The 18,514-nt window shown below is 66.3% G+C and carries 18 protein-coding genes; 7 read left to right on the top strand and 11 right to left on the bottom strand.

The annotated features are described in order from the left end of the window. Positions 1-708 (top strand): anti-sigma factor, encoded by a 708-nt coding sequence (locus ACREB4_RS09160; RefSeq protein WP_431587909.1) that lies wholly within the window; start codon positions 1-3, stop codon positions 706-708. Here ACREB4_RS09160 and ACREB4_RS09155 read toward each other — a convergent pair. Next, a complete protein-coding gene (locus tag ACREB4_RS09155; protein ID WP_431587908.1) occupies positions 705-2,351 on the bottom strand; it encodes a GMC family oxidoreductase in 1,647 nt (548 codons plus the stop codon). The genes ACREB4_RS09160 and ACREB4_RS09155 overlap by 4 nt on opposite strands. A gap of 94 nt (positions 2,352-2,445) precedes the next feature. Here ACREB4_RS09155 and ACREB4_RS09150 point away from each other — a divergent pair, with 94 nt between their 5' ends. Beyond that, positions 2,446-3,009 carry a TetR/AcrR family transcriptional regulator gene (locus ACREB4_RS09150; RefSeq protein WP_431587907.1) on the top strand — a complete coding sequence of 188 codons (564 nt, stop codon included), beginning with the start codon at positions 2,446-2,448 and terminating at the stop codon, positions 3,007-3,009. Between the two features lie 60 nt (positions 3,010-3,069). Here ACREB4_RS09150 and ACREB4_RS09145 read toward each other — a convergent pair whose 3' ends face one another. Further along, positions 3,070-3,699 carry a TetR family transcriptional regulator gene (locus tag ACREB4_RS09145; RefSeq protein ID WP_431587906.1) on the bottom strand — a complete coding sequence of 210 codons (630 nt, stop codon included), beginning with the start codon at positions 3,697-3,699 and terminating at the stop codon, positions 3,070-3,072. Between the two features lie 98 nt (positions 3,700-3,797). Between ACREB4_RS09145 and ACREB4_RS09140 the strand changes: the two genes are divergently transcribed. Further along, complete coding sequence (locus tag ACREB4_RS09140; protein WP_431587905.1) at positions 3,798-4,682, top strand: fumarylacetoacetate hydrolase family protein; 885 nt, start codon at positions 3,798-3,800, stop codon at positions 4,680-4,682. After that, positions 4,679-5,764 carry an MBL fold metallo-hydrolase gene (locus ACREB4_RS09135; RefSeq protein WP_431587904.1) on the top strand — a complete coding sequence of 362 codons (1,086 nt, stop codon included), beginning with the start codon at positions 4,679-4,681 and terminating at the stop codon, positions 5,762-5,764. The genes ACREB4_RS09140 and ACREB4_RS09135 overlap by 4 nt, the downstream gene beginning before the upstream one ends. On the opposite strand, the gene ACREB4_RS09130 is transcribed toward ACREB4_RS09135, so the two are convergent. Beyond that, positions 5,748-6,332 (bottom strand): TetR/AcrR family transcriptional regulator, encoded by a 585-nt coding sequence (locus tag ACREB4_RS09130; RefSeq protein ID WP_431587903.1) that lies wholly within the window; start codon positions 6,330-6,332, stop codon positions 5,748-5,750. The genes ACREB4_RS09135 and ACREB4_RS09130 overlap by 17 nt on opposite strands. Before the next feature lie 115 nt (positions 6,333-6,447). Here ACREB4_RS09130 and ACREB4_RS09125 point away from each other — a divergent pair, with 115 nt between their 5' ends. Continuing rightward, entirely contained in the window at positions 6,448-7,665 is a 1,218-nt protein-coding gene (locus tag ACREB4_RS09125) for a DAPG hydrolase family protein (protein ID WP_431587902.1), read from the top strand. Between the two features lie 16 nt (positions 7,666-7,681). Here the strand turns inward: ACREB4_RS09125 and ACREB4_RS09120 are convergent, their stop codons facing one another. After that, positions 7,682-8,431 carry an SDR family oxidoreductase gene (locus tag ACREB4_RS09120; protein ID WP_431587901.1) on the bottom strand — a complete coding sequence of 250 codons (750 nt, stop codon included), beginning with the start codon at positions 8,429-8,431 and terminating at the stop codon, positions 7,682-7,684. 105 nt (positions 8,432-8,536) lie between these two features. On the opposite strand from ACREB4_RS09120, the gene ACREB4_RS09115 reads away from it, so the two are divergent. After that, the gene (locus ACREB4_RS09115) at positions 8,537-9,454 is read left to right on the top strand and encodes a LysR family transcriptional regulator (protein ID WP_431587900.1); all 918 of its coding nucleotides are present in this window, start codon (positions 8,537-8,539) and stop codon (positions 9,452-9,454) included. A 31-nt stretch (positions 9,455-9,485) separates the two neighbouring features. Here ACREB4_RS09115 and ACREB4_RS09110 read toward each other — a convergent pair whose 3' ends face one another. Genes ACREB4_RS09110 through ACREB4_RS09100 form a run of 3 tightly spaced genes read right to left on the bottom strand, consistent with a single transcriptional unit; the run spans position 9,486 to position 12,638 of the window. Continuing rightward, a complete protein-coding gene (locus ACREB4_RS09110; protein ID WP_431587899.1) occupies positions 9,486-9,989 on the bottom strand; it encodes a dihydrofolate reductase in 504 nt (167 codons plus the stop codon). Beyond that, positions 9,986-10,831, bottom strand: a complete 846-nt coding sequence (locus tag ACREB4_RS09105) for a thymidylate synthase (RefSeq protein WP_431587898.1) — start codon at positions 10,829-10,831, stop codon at positions 9,986-9,988. Before ACREB4_RS09105 ends, ACREB4_RS09110 begins: the two co-directional genes overlap by 4 nt. 10 nt (positions 10,832-10,841) lie before the next feature. Then, positions 10,842-12,638 (bottom strand): ABC transporter transmembrane domain-containing protein, encoded by a 1,797-nt coding sequence (locus ACREB4_RS09100; RefSeq protein ID WP_431587897.1) that lies wholly within the window; start codon positions 12,636-12,638, stop codon positions 10,842-10,844. Positions 12,639-12,738: 100 nt separating this feature from the next. On the opposite strand from ACREB4_RS09100, the gene ACREB4_RS09095 reads away from it, so the two are divergent. Further along, positions 12,739-13,287, top strand: coding sequence for a MarR family winged helix-turn-helix transcriptional regulator (locus ACREB4_RS09095; RefSeq protein ID WP_431587896.1), 549 nt, complete (start codon positions 12,739-12,741; stop codon positions 13,285-13,287). On the opposite strand, the gene ACREB4_RS09090 is transcribed toward ACREB4_RS09095, so the two are convergent. From ACREB4_RS09090 to ACREB4_RS09075, 4 genes are all read right to left on the bottom strand, one after another. Then, a complete protein-coding gene (locus ACREB4_RS09090) occupies positions 13,269-15,230 on the bottom strand; it encodes a methyl-accepting chemotaxis protein (RefSeq protein WP_431587895.1) in 1,962 nt (653 codons plus the stop codon). The two genes, ACREB4_RS09095 and ACREB4_RS09090, sit on opposite strands and share 19 nt — an antisense overlap. A 108-nt stretch (positions 15,231-15,338) precedes the next feature. Continuing rightward, positions 15,339-16,304, bottom strand: coding sequence for a tRNA (adenosine(37)-N6)-dimethylallyltransferase MiaA (gene miaA, locus ACREB4_RS09085; RefSeq protein ID WP_431587894.1), 966 nt, complete (start codon positions 16,302-16,304; stop codon positions 15,339-15,341). A 6-nt stretch (positions 16,305-16,310) separates the two neighbouring features. Next, complete coding sequence (locus ACREB4_RS09080) at positions 16,311-17,567, bottom strand: multidrug effflux MFS transporter (protein ID WP_431587893.1); 1,257 nt, start codon at positions 17,565-17,567, stop codon at positions 16,311-16,313. After that, positions 17,554-18,514, bottom strand: a 961-nt coding sequence (locus tag ACREB4_RS09075; RefSeq protein WP_431587892.1) for a pseudouridine synthase, incomplete at its 5' end; no start/stop codon positions are given. The genes ACREB4_RS09075 and ACREB4_RS09080, both read right to left, overlap by 14 nt.

The following is an 18,514-nucleotide window of genomic DNA, read 5'->3' as shown; positions in this document are numbered from 1 at the left end:
ATGGACTACAGCCGAACCGAACGAGCCGACCGCCTGGCCGCTGAATACGTGCTGGGCACCTTGAGTGGCCGCGCGCGCCGCCGTTTTGAAACCTTGCTGCCTGCGCACCCGCAATTGCGCCGGTCGGTGAACGATTGGCAGGAGCGCCTGGTGCCTTTGGTGGACGTGGTGCCCGAGGTGCAGCCGTCTCCCCAGGTGTGGCAGGCCTTGCAGCGGCGATTGTTTTCGTCGCCTGCCGATGCCGCCATGGCGCAGGGTGCGTCGGGCTGGTGGCAGCGCCTGGCCTTGTGGCGAGGGTTCACGGCCTTTTCCACGGTCGCAGCCTTGTCGTTGGGCCTTTGGCTGGCGCAACCGCAGGTGGCAGCCCCGCCCATCGTGATCGTGATGGCGGCGCAGCCCGGCACGCCTGCCGGATTGCAGAACGCTTCCTTCGTGGTCAGCGTGGCGGGTGATGGCCGCAGCCTGGTGTTCAAGCCATTGTCTCAATTGCCCGTGGGCCTGGACAAGGCCCTGGAGCTGTGGGTCATCCCAGGTCAAGGCGCGCCGCGTTCACTGGGCCTGGTGTCGGCCGATGGTGCGACCACGGTGCTGCGCCAGCAGTTGCTCAAAGGCACGGCGGCCTTTGCCGTCAGCGTGGAGCCCACGGGTGGTTCACCCACCGGCACGCCCACGGGGCCGGTCATCTCGGTGGGCAAGCTGCAGGTCTAGGCTCGTCTGGCGGCCTTGATCAGATCAGAGGCCTTTTCGCCGATCATGATGGTCGGTGCGTTGGTGTTGCCGCCCACCAGTGTGGGCATGATGGAGGCATCGACCACGCGCAGCCCGCGCACGCCACGCACCCGCAAGTGGTCGTCGACCACGGCCATCGGGTCGGTGGCGAAGGTGCCCATCTTGCAGGTGCCCACGGGGTGGTAGATGGTCTCGGCGTGCTGGCGGATGTAGTCGGCCAGTTGTTCGTCGGTGGTCACTTGGGGCCCAGGAGCGAGCTCCGCGCCCCGGTCGTGGTCGAAGGCGGGCGCGGCGAAGATGCGGCGCACCTGCTTGATGCCCTTCACCATCTTGGCGATGTCATCCGGGTGCGACAGGTAATTGGCCTGGATGGCCGGGTGGCTGGCGGGGTTCTTGTCCTTCAGGGTGATCTGGCCGCGGCTCTTGGGGTGCAGGTCGCAGACGTGCATCGAGAAGCCCTGGCCCATCAGGAAGCGCAGGTCGCGGCCATGGTTGCGCATGCGCGCCGGCATGAAGTGCAACTGCAGGTCGGGGATGGGCTCGGACGGGTCGCTCTTGAGGAAGCCACAGCCCTCGGCGCCGTTGCTGGTGAACATGCCTTGACCGTGCGCCATGAGCTGGTAGAACGACCAGGGTCCGCCCAGGATGTTCTGCGGCGTGAGGCCACGCGAGAGGGCACGCTTGCCTTGGTGGACCACCATCACGTCCAGGTGATCCTGCAGGTTCTGGCCCACGCCAGGCAGATCGACCAGCGTGGTGATGCCGTGCTGCTGCAAATGTGGGCCAGGGCCGATGCCTGACAGCATCAACAGTTGCGGGCTTTGCAAGGCGCCAGCGGAAAGGATGACCTCGTGACGCGCCTTGATGGTGTGAAGCTTGCCCTGGTGCTGGTATTCGACACCCACGGCCCGTCGTTCGTCGCCCTGGCCTTCCAGCAGCACCCGGTGCGCCATGGCGGCGGTGATGATGTGCAGGTTGGGGCGGTCTCGGGCGGGGTCGAGGTAGCCTTTGGCGGCGCTCCAGCGCAGGCCATTTTTCTGGGTGACCTGGAAGTAGCCGACGCCTTCCTGGTTCTCACCATCGTTGAAGTCTTCGTTTTCGGGGAAGCCGGCCTGCACGCCCGCCGCGATGTAAGTGCGGGTGAGCGGCGAGGGCGCGCGGAAGTCGGACACGTGCAGTGGGCCGCCGGCTCCGTGGTAGGTCGAGGCGCCTCGGGACTGGTCTTCAGAACGCCGGAAGTAAGGCAGCACGTCGTCGAAGCCCCAACCCGCATTGCCCTGGGCGGCCCAGCCGTCGTAGTCCTGGGGGTGGCCGCGGGTGTAGCACATGGCGTTCATCGAACTGCTGCCGCCCAGCATGCGGCCGCGTGGCCAGAACAGCTTGCGTCCAGCCAGGTGCGACTCGGGTTCGGTGTTGAACTGCCAGTTCAGCACTTTGCTGCGCATCAGCCACAACATGCCGGCTGGCACGTGGATGGTCGGGTTGGTGTCGGACGGGCCGGCTTCCAGCAGGCAGACTGTCACCCCGGGGTCTTCGCTGAGGCGGCTGGCCAGCACGCAGCCAGCCGAGCCCCCGCCGACCACGACGTAATCCACGAGCTTCGTGTCAGCCTGTTTGCCCATTGCGCATACCAAAGAAATTTAAGATACTGTCAGTATGTCAACTGAAACGCGCCCTGTCAAACGCCTTCGGGATGTCCATGCCGAAGCCACGAGAATGGCTTTGCTGGCGGCCGCCCGCCTGCGCTTCACCGAGGTCGGCTTTGCCGGCACCAGCCTGGACGACGTGGCAGCGATCGCCGGCACGACCAAGGGCGCCGTCTACCACCACTTCAAGGACAAGAAGGCCCTGTTCCGGGCGGTGTATGTGGAGGTCTCCCGGCAATTGATCGCCGCGGTCGCCACCAGCACGATCGCTGGAGGCTCGCCGGGCGAGGTGGCCTTGCATGCTTTTTTGATCCACGCGGGTGAGCCGGCCTGCCAGCGCGTGCTGTTCACGGACGGTCCTGTGGTGTTGGGCGCGGCCGAATGCCGGGCCATCGACACCGAACACTCACAAGGCTTGCTGAACCGCCTGATCGAGCACCAGGTGGCGCCGGACCTGCTGGCCAGCGCCGGCAGCGAAACCCTGGCCAAGATGCTGCTGGCGGTGTTCGTGGAATCGGCTCACATCATCGCCTCGTCAGCCGAGCCGGAGCCGGCCATGGCCGGCATCAAAACGGTCTTGAACCGCATGATCGTGGCCTTGTCGGTGCCCCCGCAGGATCCGCGAGGCACCTGAACTGATCGGCCGTGGCGCGCTCAGGCGCGACCGGGATGCCATCGGGGAGCCGTCGCCATGTCAGGAGCCTTCCAGCGCCATGGCCCCGGCGATCAGCGCCTTCAGCATCTCGTCGCCAGCATCGAGCAGGCGTGCGCGGGAACGTGGGGCTTCCAGGTAGGCGATGCAGAGCCTGAACACCTGGTGGACATCGATGGCCAGCAAGCGCCGCAAGCGGGCTTCGTTCAGTGGTGGCAGGACACCCAAAGCCAACAGATCGCGCAGCATGTCCTCGCACAAGTGGTCCATCGCCTTTTGCACAAGGTCGCGGCTGTCCGAGGGCGGGCCATGCCAGATCCGGTAGGCCAGGATGAACGGGTCGCTGTTCTCGCGGGCGAAATCGAAAAGCCAGCCGATGACCACGCGAGAAACCGATTGACCGGGGGGCAGCTGTTGTCGTGATTCGGTCAGGCCTGCGCGCAGCCCGGCAATGAACTCCTCGACGATGGTCTGTTGCATCTCTTCCAGGTTGCTGAAATGCCGGTAGAAGGTGTTGTGGTTGAGTCCGGCCTCGCGCGCGAGCTCGCGCAAGGCCAGCGTGCTTTGCAGGGTCTGCCGGGCCAGCAAGCGGGTGGCGGTGTCCATCAACAGGCGCTTGCCTTGCGCCATGCGATGAGGGGCGGCGGCATCGGAGATGGCTTTCTTGCTCATGCCCAGATCATGAACCAGTTTTCGCTAAGCCGGCATTGACTGAAAGTATCCAAGTGGATACATTGCAGCCAATTGTATGCAACTGGTCGAGGCAAGTCATGAAAATACGCCGTGGTGAAGCGGGCATCGAAGTCGACCAGGCTGGGCAGTGGACCGCGTTGTCGGCCATGCCCCAGGCCGTGCGCGAGCAATTGGCCTGGTTATCGCCGCTGGCGCCAGATGCCGCTGAAGCAGGTGCGCCAGCCTTGCCCTTCAGCCCCCGGTCCTTCCGCGACTGCATGTTGTTCGAACAGCATTGGATCCAGTCCTCGCGCGGCTATGCGCGGCGCTTCATGCCCGTCGCCTACCGGATGGCCCGCCTGGTCGAAATCGTGAGTGGCCGCCCCTTCCCGGCGTTCAAGCCCCATGCCCTGGCGCACCGCCAGCCCATCTACTACTTCGGTAACCACTTGACGTTTGTGCCCAGTGGCACACCGGTGCGCGCCCCCAGCTATTCCAAGGTGCTGGACTACGAGCTTGAACTGGGATTGGTCCTGTCCCAGCCTTTGTTCAACGCCACACCTGAGCAAGCCCTGGCGGCGATTGGCGGGTTCGTCGTGGTGAACGATTGGACGGCCCGCGATGTGCAGCGGCCCGAGATGCAAAGCGGCATGGGTCCGCAGAAATCCAAGCACTTCATCAGTTCCATGTCGGCCACCCTGGTCACGGCGGACGAGGTCTTGCCACGCATTGGTGCCTTGTCGGCGTGGGTCGAACTCAATGGCCGTGTCGTGTCCCGCACCTCCACGCAAGGCATGCTGTTCGGCTTGGGTGAATTGTTGGCGCACTTGTCTTGCGGCGAACGCCTTCAGCCGGGCGAACTGATCGCCACGGGCACCTTGCCCCACGGCTGCGGCATGGAGAATGGCCACTGGGTCAAGCCGGGCGATGTGCTGCGCCTGGGCATCGATGGGGTGGGCGAGGTCGAGCACCGCATCCAATGAAGCACACCGAATGGCTGGGGGGCCCGTCCCGCGGCGTCACCCGCTTTGGCGAACCGGCTCGCTTCAACGAGGGCCTGTACCGCCTGGGCCCGCGTGCATATGCCTGGATGGTGCCCAATGGCTCCTGGGGTGAAACCAACCTCGGGCTGATCGACTGTGGCGGCCAAAGCGTGCTGGTGGACACCTGCTGGGACGTGCGCTTCACGCAGGAGGCGCTGGACTTCGCGGCCGACATCGTCCAGCGGTCGCCCATCGAGTTCGTCATCAACACGCACGCCGATGGCGACCATTGCTGGGGCAACCAGTTGTTCAGGGACAAGCCCATCATCGCGACGCACGCCTGCATGCACCAGATGCACCACCAACACCCGCGCCAGTTGCATGCCCTGAAGCTGGGGGGCCGGCTCATGCGCCATGTGCCGCTGGCGGGCATCGACAAGTTCGGGCACTACATGCACCAGATGTTCAAGCCCTACGGCTTCGGTCAGGTGGTGATCACCGACCCCACCGAGGGTTTCTCGGTGCAGAAGACCTTGACGGTCAAGGGGGTCGACATCGTGATCACGGAGGTGGGGCCGGGGCACACCGATGGCGACTGCATTGTTCACGTGCCGGACCAGCGCGTGGCTTACGCGGGGGACATCGTGTTCGTGGGGGTGACGCCGGTGGCCTGGTCCGGGCCTGTGGAGAACATCGTGGCCGGCCTTCGGCGCCTGATGTCGTTGAAGGCCGACGTGATCGTTCCGGGGCACGGTCCCCTGGCCACGCAGCACGATGTGCAACGCCTCATCGACTATTGGGACCTGGCGCAGGAGGGCCTTTACCTGCGCCACCGCCAGGGCATGTCGGCGTTCGAAGCGTCGCGCGATCTGCTGTTCAGCCCCGCCTTCCAGCGACAGGGTTTTCTGCAGTGGGACTCACCCGAGCGGCTGTTGACCAGTGCCTGCACCCTGTACCGCCACTGGGGCGCCAAGCCGGGTCGGTGGCCCGGCAAACTGGGCGTGATGGACCAGTTGAGGCAGCAGGCGATCCTGGCCTTCGAGCTGCCCATGGCCACGCCCGGACTCATGCACCGGTTTTGACCCGTTCACCCAGCAGTCGCTTGAAAGCCGCTTTTTGCGTGGCGGGCGACAACACGGGCGCGCTGGTGCCCACCTGGTCCAGCAACAGGCCGTCGACCAGGGCCAGCAGCGCGGGCGCTGTGCCTGGGGGATCGATCACGCCGGCCTGGGTCAAGGCGGCCTCGGTGGCGTGCAAGAAGAACTGGCGTTGCTGACCGACGATCTTGGCCAGCTCAGGTTCGCGCGAAGCCATCATGAACAGCTCGAACCTGGCCACCAGGCGCAGGCGCTTGGGAGGAGACAACCAATCCGCCACCCGCTCACCGAGCAGGTCGATCAGCCCCTCCCGGCTCACGCGGTCTTTCATCATGCGTTGGGCATCGGTTTCCAGGTCGGCCAGGTCGAGGGCGGCGTGCCGTTGCAAGGCCAGGGTCAGCAGGTCGAGTCGGCTGCGGCAATAAAACGAGGTCGAACCCGCGGGCAGGCCGGCCTGCGCGTCCACGGCGCGGTGGGTCAGGCCCCGGGCGCCCAGTTCACCCAGCAGGTCGATGGCGGTGTCGGCGATCAGGGTCTTGCGGTCTTTTGGCATTGGGAGCTGGGGCGGTGCTGCATCGCGGGTTTACGACAGATTCCCTGCTGGACTATACACATGTAGAGTTGCGGCATTCTCTACATCTGTAGATGTTCTTTTTTGGGAGACCCTCATGTCACGACCTTGGTCATTCATCATCCTGGCGCGCCGGTGCCTGGCGGCGGCGCCCGGTGTGCTCTTCGCGGTGCTCATGGCCCTCGCCGGGCAGTTGCCGGCCCACGCGCAAAGCATCAGTGCCTCCACCAGTTTCACGGTCAAGGACGTGCGGCCGGAAGCTTTCAGCTGGTTTTGGGACAACGTCGACGAGGCCATGTTCAAGGCCGCCAACAGCGAGAACAAGGCCTTTCGCTGGACCCAGGCGCCCGCCACGCCGCAACACCTGGGCTACTCGGCCGGTGCGCGTTACCGCGCGACCTCTGTCTTCGGCTTCGCCAGCCACACGGTCGAGGTCAGCTACCTGGACCCTGAGACCGTGCGCGGCCGCGTCCCGTCCGACAACCACCTGGGCAGCAAGCCCTACAGCTTCGTGGCGCAAAGCGTGTCGGTCGATGGCAAGCCGGCCTTCACGGTGCTGGTCCAGTACAACCCCGTGGGCAGCACCTTCGCCGACAGCGCCGTGCGCATCGAAGCTACCCTGGCCGCCCAGCCCGCCGTGGCGCAGGCTTACGTCACCCACCTGCGCAAGACCTTGAGCGGCCTGCAACCCACCTTGATGAGCGCGCTGAACGAGCGCTATTTCAATGGCGTGCTCAAGACGCGTGGCAGCTACACCATCGGCCCGGTCGACAAGAACCTCAACGTGACCTTGGTCATCGAGCAAGAGATCAAAGGCATCAATGCCGAGATGCTGGCCTGGTGGTGGGACCACATCGGCGACACCGCGCGCTATCGCCTGTGGCAACCGATCGACCACGTGTCCTTCGAATGGACCGTGCCGCCCAACAGCCCCGACACGCACTACGACATTGGTGCCGTGCAGAAAGCCAAGGAATACATCGGCAAGTCGGCGCTGACGCTGAACATCAAGGGCGCCGACCCCGCGGCATCGCCCCTGCCGCCGGTGCCCGTGAGCGGCGACGACTACTTCTACGCCCGCACCGACCTGACCCTGATCGCCGGCCTGCTGCCCAGCAACTCGCTGGTGCACCAGTGGCGCCCCAATGCCACGGGCGACGGCATCATCCTGACCAGCACCTTCGTCAACACGGCGCTGGCCCGCGTCCTCAACTTCACCTTCTTTGAAGACCTGGGCTCGCACTGCCTGCGTGAGTTCCAGATGCTGCCGTACTTCCTGCCACGCCTGTACAAGCGCGAGTACCTGCACCAGTGACGGCGCAGGGGCCGGCTCACAGCTGGCTCATGCCACCGTCGACGATGATTTCCGTGCCGACGATGAAGGCCGATTCGGGCGCGGCCAGGTGCAGCACGGTGGACGCGACCTCGGCCGGGGTGCCGAAGCGGCCCAGGGGCACCTGCCCCTGGATTTGCGCGGCCGTGGCCTGCAAGGTGGCGGCGTCCAGGCCCAGCTTGCCGTACAGCGGTGTGGTGATGGGGCCGGGGCTGACCACGTTGACGCGAACGCCGCGTGGCAGCAGTTCGGCCGACAGCGTCTTGGCCAGCGAGATCAGCGCGGCCTTGCTGGCAGCGTACACCGACGAGTTGGGCATGCCCAGGTGCGCATTGATCGAGCCATTGAGCACGATGGACGCGCCCTGGTTGAGCACCGGCAGCAAAGCCTGGATCTGGAAGTAGGCGCCCTTGACGTTGGTGTTGAAGGTGCTGTCCCACAAGGCTTCGTCCACATCGGGGAAGGCCGCGAAGCGTGCCACGCCGGCGTTGATGAACACGGCATCGAGCGTGATGCCTTGCTGGACCAGCGCGCTGGCCACGGCCTTGGCGCTGGCCAGGTCGGCCGCGTCGTGGCGCAGGGCGATCGCCCCGTGGCCGATCTGGCGGGCGGCCTCGTCCAGCGCGGCCTGGTCGCGGCCGGTGATGACGACGCGGGCGCCCTCTTTGGCGAAGGCTTGCGCGGTGGCCAGGCCGATGCCGCTGCTGCCGCCGGTGACGAGGATGGACTTGGTCTGGAATCGGTTCATGGTGATCTCCTTCGAATCCGGCTCATTGCCGTGGAACCCATGTTGACGGGGCAGGGCCCGTTTGCCGTACCATCCATCCGATGAACTCGTTCGAAAGGATCGAACATGTTGACGGAGGACGAACTGGCGCTGCTGGAGGCCATCCACGAAAGCGGCAGCCTGTCGCGGGCCGCGGTGCGGTTGGGCAAGGCGCCATCGACCGTGTCGCACGCCGCGCGGCAACTGGAGGCGAAGTTCGATGCCTTGCTCTTTGATCGGCGGCGCTACCGCCTGCAACTGACGCCGGCCGGGCAACTGCTCACGCAAGAAGCCGGGCGCTTGATGCAGGACGTGGCGCGCATGACCCGGCGCGTGAAGCAGGTGGCCGGCGGCTGGGAGGATCGGCTGTGGATCGTCACCGACGAGGTCCTGGAGTTCGAGACCCTGCTGCCCGTCATCCAGTCTTTCGACAAGCTCGATTCCGGCGTGAGCCTGCGCGTCACGCACGAGGTGCTGGGCGGCACCTGGGAGGCCTTGCGCGATGGGCGCGCCGATGTGGTGGTGGGCGCCACCAACGAGCCGCCCGCCATCCCCAAGCTGCAATGGATCGAACTGGGCGTGATGGACTGGGTGTTCGCCGTGGCGCCGCGCCATCCGCTGGCCAAGGCCGCCGAGCCACTGGAACGCGAGACCGTGGTCCGGCACCGGAGCGTGGTGGTGGCGGATTCCTCACGCCGGCCCGAGTCGCGGGGCTATGGGCTGTTGGGCGGGCAGGCGGTGCTGGCCGTGCCCAGCATGCGGGCCAAGATCATGGCGCAGCGCGAAGGGTTGGGCGTGGGCTGGTTGCCGCGTCAGCGCGTGGCGGGGCTGCTGGCCAGTGGCGCCTTGGTGGAAAAGCGCATGGCCGATCCGCGCGAGCCCAACACGCTCTATGTGGCCTGGCGGAGCGACCACATGGGACGTGCGCTGACCTGGTGGCTGGAACAGTTCAAGCAGCCGAGGTTGGCGAAGCGCTTGGTGCAGGGTTTGGGCTGGCCGGCCTGAAACGAACGGTGTTTCAGGCCGAGGCATTTGTTCAAGGCGTGTTGCGGCGCTGGTAGGTGACGAAGGCGAAGCCGATGTCGCCAGGGGTGGCCGCGGGGTGCGCCTCGCGCGAGACTTCGGTGAAGGCCGCGCGGTCCCAATCCGGGAAAAAGGTGTCGGCCTCGAAGTCGGCATCGACCTCGGTCAGGACCATTTCATGCGCCAAAGGCACAGCCTGGGCATACAGCTCGCCACCACCGATCACGAAAGCGCGCTCCGCACCGGCCAGCAGGGCGATCGCCTCGTCCAGCGAATGCGCCACTTCGGCACCGGTGTCTTGCCAGCCGGTGTTGCGCGTGACCACGATGTTGCGCCGGCCCGGCAACGGCCGAAAGCGCGCGGGCAGCGAGTCCCAGGTGCGCCGGCCCATGATGACCGGGCAACCCATCGTGGTCTGGCGGAAATGCTTCTGGTCCAGCGGATTGTTCCAGAGCAGGTCGTTGCCCCGGCCGATGGCGCCATGGCGCGCGACGGCGGCGATCAGGGCCAGCTTCATACCGCCACGGCGCCCTTGATGCCGGGATGGTGCTGGTACTCCAGCACTTCGAAGTCTTCGTACTGGTAGTCGAAGATCGAATCGGGCTTGCGCTTGATGTTCAGCAGCGGGTAGGGATGGGGCAGTCGGCTCAGTTGCAACTCGACCTGCTCGGTGTGGTTGCTGTAGATGTGGCAATCGCCACCCGTCCACACGAAATCGCCCACGTCCAGGTCGCATTGCTGGGCCAGCATGTGGGTCAGCAATGCATAGCTGGCGATGTTGAAAGGCACGCCCAGGAAAATGTCGGCGCTGCGCTGGTAGAGCTGGCAACTGAGCTTGCCCTTGCCGCCGGGCTCGGTGGCCGGCGCCACGTAGAACTGGAAGAAGGCATGGCAGGGCGGCAGGGCCATTTGTTCGATCAGGCCCACGTTCCAGGCACTGACGATGATGCGGCGCGAATCGGGGCTGCTTTTCAGTTGCTGCACGACCTGGCTGATCTGGTCGACATGGCCGCCATCGGGCTTGGGCCAGTTGCGCCACTGCACGCCGTAGACCGGGCCCAGCGAGCCGTCTTCACGCGCCCACTCGTCCCAGATGGTGACGCCGTGGTCCTTGAGGTACTTGACGTTGTCGTCCCCGCGCAGAAACCACAGCAGCTCGACGATGATGGACTTGAGGTGCACCTTCTTGGTCGTGACCAGGGGGAAGCCTTCGCTCAAATCGAAGCGCATCTGGTGGCCGAAGACGCTGCGCGTGCCGGTGCCGGTGCGGTCGGCCTTGAGCACGCCATGCTCGTGGACATGGCGCATGAAATCTTCATACTGGCTGCGGATGGGGCGGCTGTGGGATGGGTGCGTCATGGGGCGGATTTTAAGCGGCTTGGTCGTCGAACTGCGCGTTGGCCAGGCGGGCATAGAGCGCACAGCGTGCCATCAACTGGCTGTGCGTGCCCACGTCGATCAAATGGCCCTTGTCCATCACGGCGATGCGGTCGGCGTTGATGACGGTGCTCAGCCGGTGGGCGATGACCAGGGTCGTGCGGTGCTGCATGGCGGCTTCCAGCGCGGCTTGCACGGCGCGTTCGCTTTCAGTGTCCAAGGCGCTGGTGGCTTCGTCCAGCAGCAGCAAGGGCGCGTCTTTCAGGATGGCGCGCGCGATGCTGATGCGCTGGCGTTGCCCGCCCGACAGGCGCACGCCCCGCTCGCCCAGGAAGGTTTGATAGCCCTCGGGCAACTGGCTGATGAAATCGTGCGCGTGGGCGGCCTTGGCGGCTTCGATCACTTCTGCGTCGGTGGCGTCGGGGCGGCCATAGCGGATGTTTTCCAAGGCGCTGGACGAAAACACCGTGCTGTCCTGCGGCACGATGCCGATGCGGTCGCGCAGGGCGTCCAGGCCCAGGTCCTTGGTGGACACGCCATCCAGTTCGATGCGGCCCGATTGCACATCGTAGAAGCGCAGCAGCAGTTGGAAGACGGTGGTCTTGCCCGCGCCGCTGGGGCCGACCAGGGCCACGGTCTCGCCCGGGTTCACCGTGAGGCTGACATCGCGCAGGGCAGCTTGATGGGGGCGCGAAGGGTAGTTGAAGCCGACGTGTTGCAGGCTCACGCTGGCACCGCCTTGGCGGGTGGGCAGGGTGCGTGGGATGGCGGGCGATTGGATGGTGGGCTGGGTCGACAGCAGTTCCATCAGGCGCTCGGTGGCGCCGGCGGCGCGCAGCACGTCGCCGTAGACCTCGGACAGGGCGGCCACCGACGAGATCAGCAGGATCACGTAGACGATGGTCTGGCTCATGTGGCCTGCGGTGATCTGGCCCGCCAGCACGGCCTGGGTGCCTTGGTACAGGCCGTAGAGCAGGCCGCCGGTGGTGGCGGTGATGATGAAGGCGACCATGGTGGCGCGGGCGCGGATGCGTGTGACGGCGGTGCCGAAGGCGGCCTCGGCGGAGGCCCCGAAGCGCACGGCCTCGCGGTCTTCGGCGGTGTGGCTTTGCACCACGGGGATGGCGTTGAGCACCTCGGACGCAATGGCGCTGGCATCGGCCAGCCGGTCCTGGCTGCTGCGCGACAGCCTGCGCACGCGGCGCCCCGAGGCCATGGCGGGCAGCACCACGATCACCAGCACGCCCAGCACCTGCGCCATCACGTAGGGATTGGTCACGATCAGCATCACCAGCGCCCCCAGGCCCATGACCACGTTGCGCAGCCCGATCGACAGGCTGGAGCCCACCACGGTTTCGATCAGGGTGGTGTCCGAGTTCAGCCGCGACAGCACCTCACCGGTTTGCGTGTGTTCGAAGAACTCGGGGCTTTGGCGCAACACGTGCGCGTACACGGCGCGCTTCAGGTCGGTGGTGATGCGTTCGCCCAGCCAGCTGACCGCGTAATAGCGCGAGGCGGAAAACACCCCCAAGGCCGCGCCCACACCGAACAAGGCGAGGAAATGATCGCGCAAGGCCATGACGCGCTGGTCGGGGTCGGCAGGCACGAAGCCGTTGTCGATCAGGGTGCGCAGGCTCAGCGGCAACACCAGCGTGGTGACCGCGGCCAGCACCAGGAACAGGCCCGCCAGCAGGATCCGGCCGCGGTGCGGCCGAAGGAAAGGTGCCAGCCCCCGCAGGGCTTTGGGCGACGCTTTGGGCTCGGACTTGGGCAATGCTGAAGCGGTCATGGGATCGAGGCCGTGAACGTGGGGGGCACGTCGGGATTTTGTACCAGGGCCGTGATTATGGTGCCTTGACAATATTTGTTTAGGCAATTAACTTAGGCGCATGACGAACAAGACCCAGGATGCTGGCCTGCCCGCACCGTTGCCCCTCCAGGGCGTGGATTTCTACAAGCCTGAAAATTTTCAGAGCAGCGAGAGCGTGGGCTTCCTGATGAAGCGCCTGATGCAGGCCCTGGTCACCGACGTGGACCGCCAGTTGGAAACGCATGGGCTCACCCACGCGCAATGGACGCCTTTGTTCCTGCTGCGCCAGGGCCGGATTGACACGCTGGCCGAGTTGTCCCGCGAATTGCAGCTGGACGCCGGCGCGATGACGCGCACGCTCGACCGCCTGGAGGCCAAGGGCCTGGTCAGGCGCGAGCGTTCAACGCAGGACCGCCGCGTGGTGCACCTGGCCTTGACCGAAGAAGGCCTGGCCGCATCGGCCCATGTGCCTCAGGTCTTGTGCGAAACGCTCAATGCCTTCCTGGCCGGCTTCAGCCACGGTGAATGGCAGAGCCTGCTCGACTTCTTGCGCCGCATGACCCAAAACGCGGAGCGGGTCCGCGAGGTCAGCGGCGGCGAGCACGACATTCACCGGCCCCAGACCTGAGCGTTCTCGACCTCGAAGCGGAACTGCGCGATGCTGCGGGCCAGCCGATCGGCCTGGTCCTTCAGGCCGCTGGCCGCCGAGCTCGACTCTTCGACCAGGGCCGCGTTGTGCATGGTGGTCTCGTCCAGTTCACTGATGGCGCTGTCGACGCGGGCAAAGCCTTCTGATTGTTCACGCGTGGCCGATGAGATCGCGCTGATGATGTCGGTGACCTGGTGGTTGCTGCTGATGATGGTCTGCATGCTCAGGCCCGCTTCCTGAACCAGCCGCGTGCCGGCATCGACCTTGGCCAGGCTGTCGTCGATCAGCGATTTGATCTCCCGGGCCGATTGGGCGCTGCGTTGCGCCAGGCCCCGCACCTCCGAGGCGACCACAGCGAAGCCCTTGCCCGTTTCGCCCGCGCGGGCAGCTTCCACGGCGGCATTCAAGGCCAGGATGTTGGTCTGAAACGCGATGCCGTCGATCACGCTGATGATGTCGGCGATCTTGTGGCTGGCCGCCGAGATGGTGTCCATGTTGCTGACGACCTGGCCCATGACCTGTTCGCCTTGCTCGGCGGCATTGCGCGCGGCGTGGGCGATCTGGTTGGCGTGCTGGGCCGAGTCGGCCGTCTGCTTGACGGTGCCGGTGAGTTCGCTGATGGCCGAGCTGGTGGATTCCAGGTTGCTGGCCGCATTGATGGTGCGTTCGCTCAAGTCCTGGCTGCCCGAGGCGATCTGCGCCGAGGCCGAAGACACGAGGTCGATGGAGCTGCGCAACTCGCCCAGGATGTGGATCCAGCCCAGGCGCGCCTGGTTCAGGGCGTTCATGCAGCGGCCGATTTCATCGTGGCGCGTGGTGGCGCAGTCGGGGGTCAGGTCGCCATCGGCCAGTGACCTGGCCATCATCTCCATCTGCCTGACAGGCCGAACGATGCTGCGCACCGTGTCCACCATGACCCACAGGCCGATGATGGCCATCAGCGCGACGCCGCTCAGCTGCAGGACGATGAGGTGCGTGATGTCGCGCTGGCGCTGGTCCAGCGCGGCCTTGACCTCGCCGGTGATCTGCTGCGTGATCTCGGCCTGCTGGTCGATGAAGCGGGTGGCATGGGCGAAGAATTCCGTGGCCTGCATGTTGGCCAGGGGCGAATCGTTCTCGCCTTGCATCATGCCCAGGGTCTGGGTCGAGAAGGTCTTGAGCGACTGCAGCTTGGCGATCGAGGGCTGCACCAGCGAGTCGTTCAAATCGGGGCGGCGCTCGGCGAGCGCGCGCAGATGGGTCTGCAGGTGGGCCAGGCGCTCCAGCAGGCGGCCATGCGAGTCCTGCGCCATCTTCACGTCGCTGGCCAGGGGGTCTTGCGTGGCCAGCAGGGCGGTGCCCAGGCCCCGCATGCGCGCGGCCAGTTCGGTGATGCGCGGGCCTTCCTGGAAGCCCGCGATGATCATGAGGTAGGTGCTGTCCTGCGGGTCGAACAGCAGGTTGGAGGCGCCGGCCACGTCGAAGAGCAGGCCCTGGCAATCATCGATCAGGGCGGTGTGCTGAGTGAAGCTGTCGGGCGCGGTCAGCACGCGTTGGTCGATCTGCAGGCGCAACTGTTCGAAGCGGGCGAGCAGGGCTTCGGCGCGGTGCTTGACCTTGGGATCCAGGCTGCTGCTTTCCCACTGCTGGATGAAGGCCTGGAAGCTCTCTTCGGTCTTGGCGATGGCTTCCTGGCGCGGGGTGCGCATGCCGTCCTTGCCCTGCAGCCAGGGACCGGAGAGGCCGCGGTGCCGTTGCAGTTGGGCGATGGCCCCGACCAAGGTGCTGGCGGGCTGGATGCCTTGCTGTTCAGCGTGGGTGAAGTCACGTTCTCCCAGCTTGTTTTGCAGCAGCGAGATGAGCGGCAACAAGGCCATCAAGGACAGGAAAACGCACAGGCCGATCAGCCGGGTGCGGAAAGACAAATGGTTGAGCAAGCGCATGTGATCGGAGGATGCGAACTGAGGAGAAGGCGATGTTGCAATGCACCACCTTCACCGCATCGCATGAAAAGCCGACATGCACGGCGACTTCTCCTCGCCCAGGTGGTTTCAGTTCCGGAAATGTGGGCGCAACAGGGACTGGGCCTGCTCGATGGCATCGGGCGCGTCGGCCGGCACCACGTGGCGCCAGGGCATGCCGCGCAGCCAGGTCAGTTGGCGCTTGGCCAGTTGGCGCGTGGCCGCGATGCCGCGCTCGGTCACCTCGGCCAAAGCGTGGGCCTGGCCGAGGTCCAGGCCTTGGTCCAGCGCTTCCCACACCTGCCGGTAACCCACGCAGCGCATGGAGGGCAGGTCCAGGTGCAGGTCGCCGCGGGCCCGCAGACCGCGCACCTCGTCGATGAAACCGGCCTGCATCATCTGTTCGAATCGCACGGCGATGCGTTGGTGCAGCCAGGGCCGCTCGGCGGGTTCGAGCGAGACCAGCACGGTGTTGGCGATGGTGCCCTCGCTTTGCGTGGCCGCGCGTTGGTGGAAACTGGACAGCGGCTTGCCCGTGCTGTGCCAGACCTCCAGTGCGCGCTGGATGCGTTGCGTGTCGCCTGGCGGTAGCCGCGTGGCGGTGACCGGGTCGACCTGGGCCAGTTCGGCGTGCAAAGCGGCCCAGCCGTGCGCTTCGGCGCGGGCATCGAGCATGGCGCGCACGGCGGGGTCGGCCGGGGGCATCTCGTCCAGGCCATCCAGCAATGATTTGATGTAGAGCATGGTGCCGCCGACGAGCACGGGGTGGCGCCCACGCGCGCGGATCTCGGCCATCAGGCGGTGCGTGTCCTTCACGAAGCGGGCGGCGCTGTAGCTTTCGCGCGGATCGATGATGTCGATCAGGTGGTGCGGCACGGCGGCCAACTCGGCAGGCGTGGGCTTGGCCGTGCCGATGTCCATGCCCCGGTAGACCAGGGCCGAATCGACGCTGATGATTTCGATGGGCGCCAGCGCGGCCAGGCCCAGCGCGATGGCCGTCTTGCCGCTGGCGGTGGGGCCGGCCAGGACCAAGGTGGGAGGGGGGCTGGTGCTCATGGTGGGTCAGACCGGTGCAGGGGCGAGCCCGTCACGCTGCACCAAGTGCAGTGCCACCCAGGCCGTGCACGCCGCGCCCACGGACACGCCCAGCGTCATCGGGTAAATGGTGCCCACCCACAAGGGCAGCTTCATCGCGGCGGCCAGCAGCGCGCCCACCCCAAAGGCGATGGACGCCAAGACGAAGCCGGACAAGGCCGACGCCGCGCCCGCATGGCGCGGAAAGCTGGCCACCACGCCGGTCTGGCCACAGGGCTGGTGGATGCCGTGGGCGCAGGCGTAGACCCACAGGCCGGGCAGGATCCAGAACAGACCGGGCACGGTGCCCGAGAGCGCGGTGTAGGCCGACAAGCCCGCCATCCACAAGCCGCCCGTCAGGGTGAGCAGGCCGGCCACGCGCACGCTGCCGATCAGGCCCCGGCTGAGCAACATGCGGCGGCACAGGGCCACGCCGACCAGGTAAGCGATCGACCACGAGGCCATCACGAAGCCAAAAACCTGGCGGCTGCAACCCAGCACATCGATGAACACGAAGGGACCGCCCGCCAGGCAGACGAACAGGCCGCCGAAGGTGGCCGAGGTCAGCATGGCGTGGGCCCGGAAAGTGGGGTGCCGGGCAATGTCCCACCAGTCGCGCAGCAAGGTCAAGGGACGCATGGCGCGCGTGCGGCGGTCCAGGGGCAAGGTTTCGGGCAGGCGCCAGGCCACGAAGAGCAAGGTGATGGCGCCGAACACGCCGACCGCCGCCAACGCGTGGCGCCAGCCCCAGTGCGTGGCCAGGAAGCCTCCGGTGACGGGACCGGCGAGCGCGATGATGCCCAGGCCGCCCATGCCATGGGCCATCATGCGGGCGCCATCGACGGGCGCGTACAAATCGCGGACCATGGCGCGCCCACAGACCACGGCGGCCGACAGGCAGGCGCCTTGCGCAGCGCGGGCGGCCACCATCAGGCCCAGGCTGTCGGCGATGACCGTCAGGCCACTGGCCACCACGAACAGGCTCAGGCCCCAGCGCAGCACGGGGCGGCGCCCCACGCGGTCGGCCACCGGCCCCCACACCAGTTGGCCGATGCCGAAGGCCAACACCAGCACCGACAGGGTCAGTTGCGAGGCCGAGGGGCTCACGCCCAGCGCGCGTTGCATCTGCGGCAGGGCGGGCAGGTACAGGTCGGTGGTGATGGGTTGCAGGCCCAGCAGCAATGACAGCGCCACCACGACCACCCAGGTGGCGGGCGGGCGCGTCGCCTCTTCAGAAGCGCTCATCAGGGTGCAGGAAGCGCCAGTTGCCCAGCGGCAGGTCGCCCAGCACGATGCGGCCCATGCGCACGCGCTTGAGGCCGACCACCTTCAGGCCGACCAACTCGCACATGCGGCGGATCTGGCGCTTGCGGCCTTCGCGCAGCACGAAGCGCAGTTGCTGCTCGTTTTGCCACGACACCTTGGCGGGCTTGAGCTCGATGCCATCCAGTATCAGGCCATGGCGCAGCTTGTCCATCAACTCGCCGGGGAAAACGCCGGAAATGTTCTTTTCTTCGGGGTTGTCGGGCAGTTCGACCCGCACCAGGTATTCCTTCTCGACGTTCGAATCTTCGCCGATCAGTTCACGTGCGATGCGTCCATCCTGCGTCAGCACCAGCAGGCCGGTGGAGTCGATGTCGAGCCGGCCCGCTGGGGCCAGGTGCTTGAGGTGGCCGCGCGTCAAGGTCAGCTTCGTGCGGTCGCCTTCCTTCCACTGGTTCTCGGGGCGGATCAGCACGAAGGCGGGCTCGTAGCCATCTTCGGCCTGGCCGCTCACGTAGCCGATGGGCTTGTTGATCAGGATGGTCACCCGCTGGGCCTGCTGCGTCTTGGCCGCGGAGTCGATCGTGATCTCCTGGTGCGGGTAGACGCGCGAACCGAGTTCGCTGACGACCTCGCCATCGACCAGCACCCAGCCGTGTTCGATCCACTCGTCGGCTTCGCGGCGCGAGGACAGGCCGCGCTCGCTCATCAGCTTGGACAGGCGGATGCGGCCATCGTGATCGACGCTGCCTTCGGTGGCTTGTGCTGGAACTGGCGTGGGGCGTGGGCCCTGGGCACGGCGGCCGTCTTTGCGGAAGTCTTGCTGAGCCGGGGGCGGCGGCCGCTGGTCGTTGCGCGGATCAGGACGGCGGTCATCGAAACGCTGAGGCGCTGGACCACGCGGGCGGTCATCGCGGCCTTGCCGATGC

It is taken from the genome of Aquabacterium sp. (genome assembly GCF_050725395.1).
GTDB lineage: Bacteria > Pseudomonadota > Gammaproteobacteria > Burkholderiales > Burkholderiaceae_C > Aquabacterium.
The sequence above is the reverse complement of the archived record's forward strand: the minus strand, read 5'-3'. Positions and strand labels throughout refer to the sequence as shown.

Coding starts and splice junctions, on each gene's coding strand:
- ACREB4_RS09160 (WP_431587909.1), top strand. CDS start 1: ATGGACTACAGCCGAACCGAACGAGCCGACCGCCTGGCCGCTGAATAC.
- ACREB4_RS09155 (WP_431587908.1), bottom strand. CDS start 2,351: ATGGGCAAACAGGCTGACACGAAGCTCGTGGATTACGTCGTGGTCGGC.
- ACREB4_RS09150 (WP_431587907.1), top strand. CDS start 2,446: ATGGCTTTGCTGGCGGCCGCCCGCCTGCGCTTCACCGAGGTCGGCTTT.
- ACREB4_RS09145 (WP_431587906.1), bottom strand. CDS start 3,699: ATGAGCAAGAAAGCCATCTCCGATGCCGCCGCCCCTCATCGCATGGCG.
- ACREB4_RS09140 (WP_431587905.1), top strand. CDS start 3,798: ATGAAAATACGCCGTGGTGAAGCGGGCATCGAAGTCGACCAGGCTGGG.
- ACREB4_RS09135 (WP_431587904.1), top strand. CDS start 4,679: ATGAAGCACACCGAATGGCTGGGGGGCCCGTCCCGCGGCGTCACCCGC.
- ACREB4_RS09130 (WP_431587903.1), bottom strand. CDS start 6,332: ATGCCAAAAGACCGCAAGACCCTGATCGCCGACACCGCCATCGACCTG.
- ACREB4_RS09125 (WP_431587902.1), top strand. CDS start 6,448: ATGTCACGACCTTGGTCATTCATCATCCTGGCGCGCCGGTGCCTGGCG.
- ACREB4_RS09120 (WP_431587901.1), bottom strand. CDS start 8,431: ATGAACCGATTCCAGACCAAGTCCATCCTCGTCACCGGCGGCAGCAGC.
- ACREB4_RS09115 (WP_431587900.1), top strand. CDS start 8,537: ATGTTGACGGAGGACGAACTGGCGCTGCTGGAGGCCATCCACGAAAGC.
- ACREB4_RS09110 (WP_431587899.1), bottom strand. CDS start 9,989: ATGAAGCTGGCCCTGATCGCCGCCGTCGCGCGCCATGGCGCCATCGGC.
- ACREB4_RS09105 (WP_431587898.1), bottom strand. CDS start 10,831: ATGACGCACCCATCCCACAGCCGCCCCATCCGCAGCCAGTATGAAGAT.
- ACREB4_RS09100 (WP_431587897.1), bottom strand. CDS start 12,638: ATGACCGCTTCAGCATTGCCCAAGTCCGAGCCCAAAGCGTCGCCCAAA.
- ACREB4_RS09095 (WP_431587896.1), top strand. CDS start 12,739: ATGACGAACAAGACCCAGGATGCTGGCCTGCCCGCACCGTTGCCCCTC.
- ACREB4_RS09090 (WP_431587895.1), bottom strand. CDS start 15,230: ATGCGCTTGCTCAACCATTTGTCTTTCCGCACCCGGCTGATCGGCCTG.
- miaA (WP_431587894.1), bottom strand. CDS start 16,304: ATGAGCACCAGCCCCCCTCCCACCTTGGTCCTGGCCGGCCCCACCGCC.
- ACREB4_RS09080 (WP_431587893.1), bottom strand. CDS start 17,567: ATGAGCGCTTCTGAAGAGGCGACGCGCCCGCCCGCCACCTGGGTGGTC.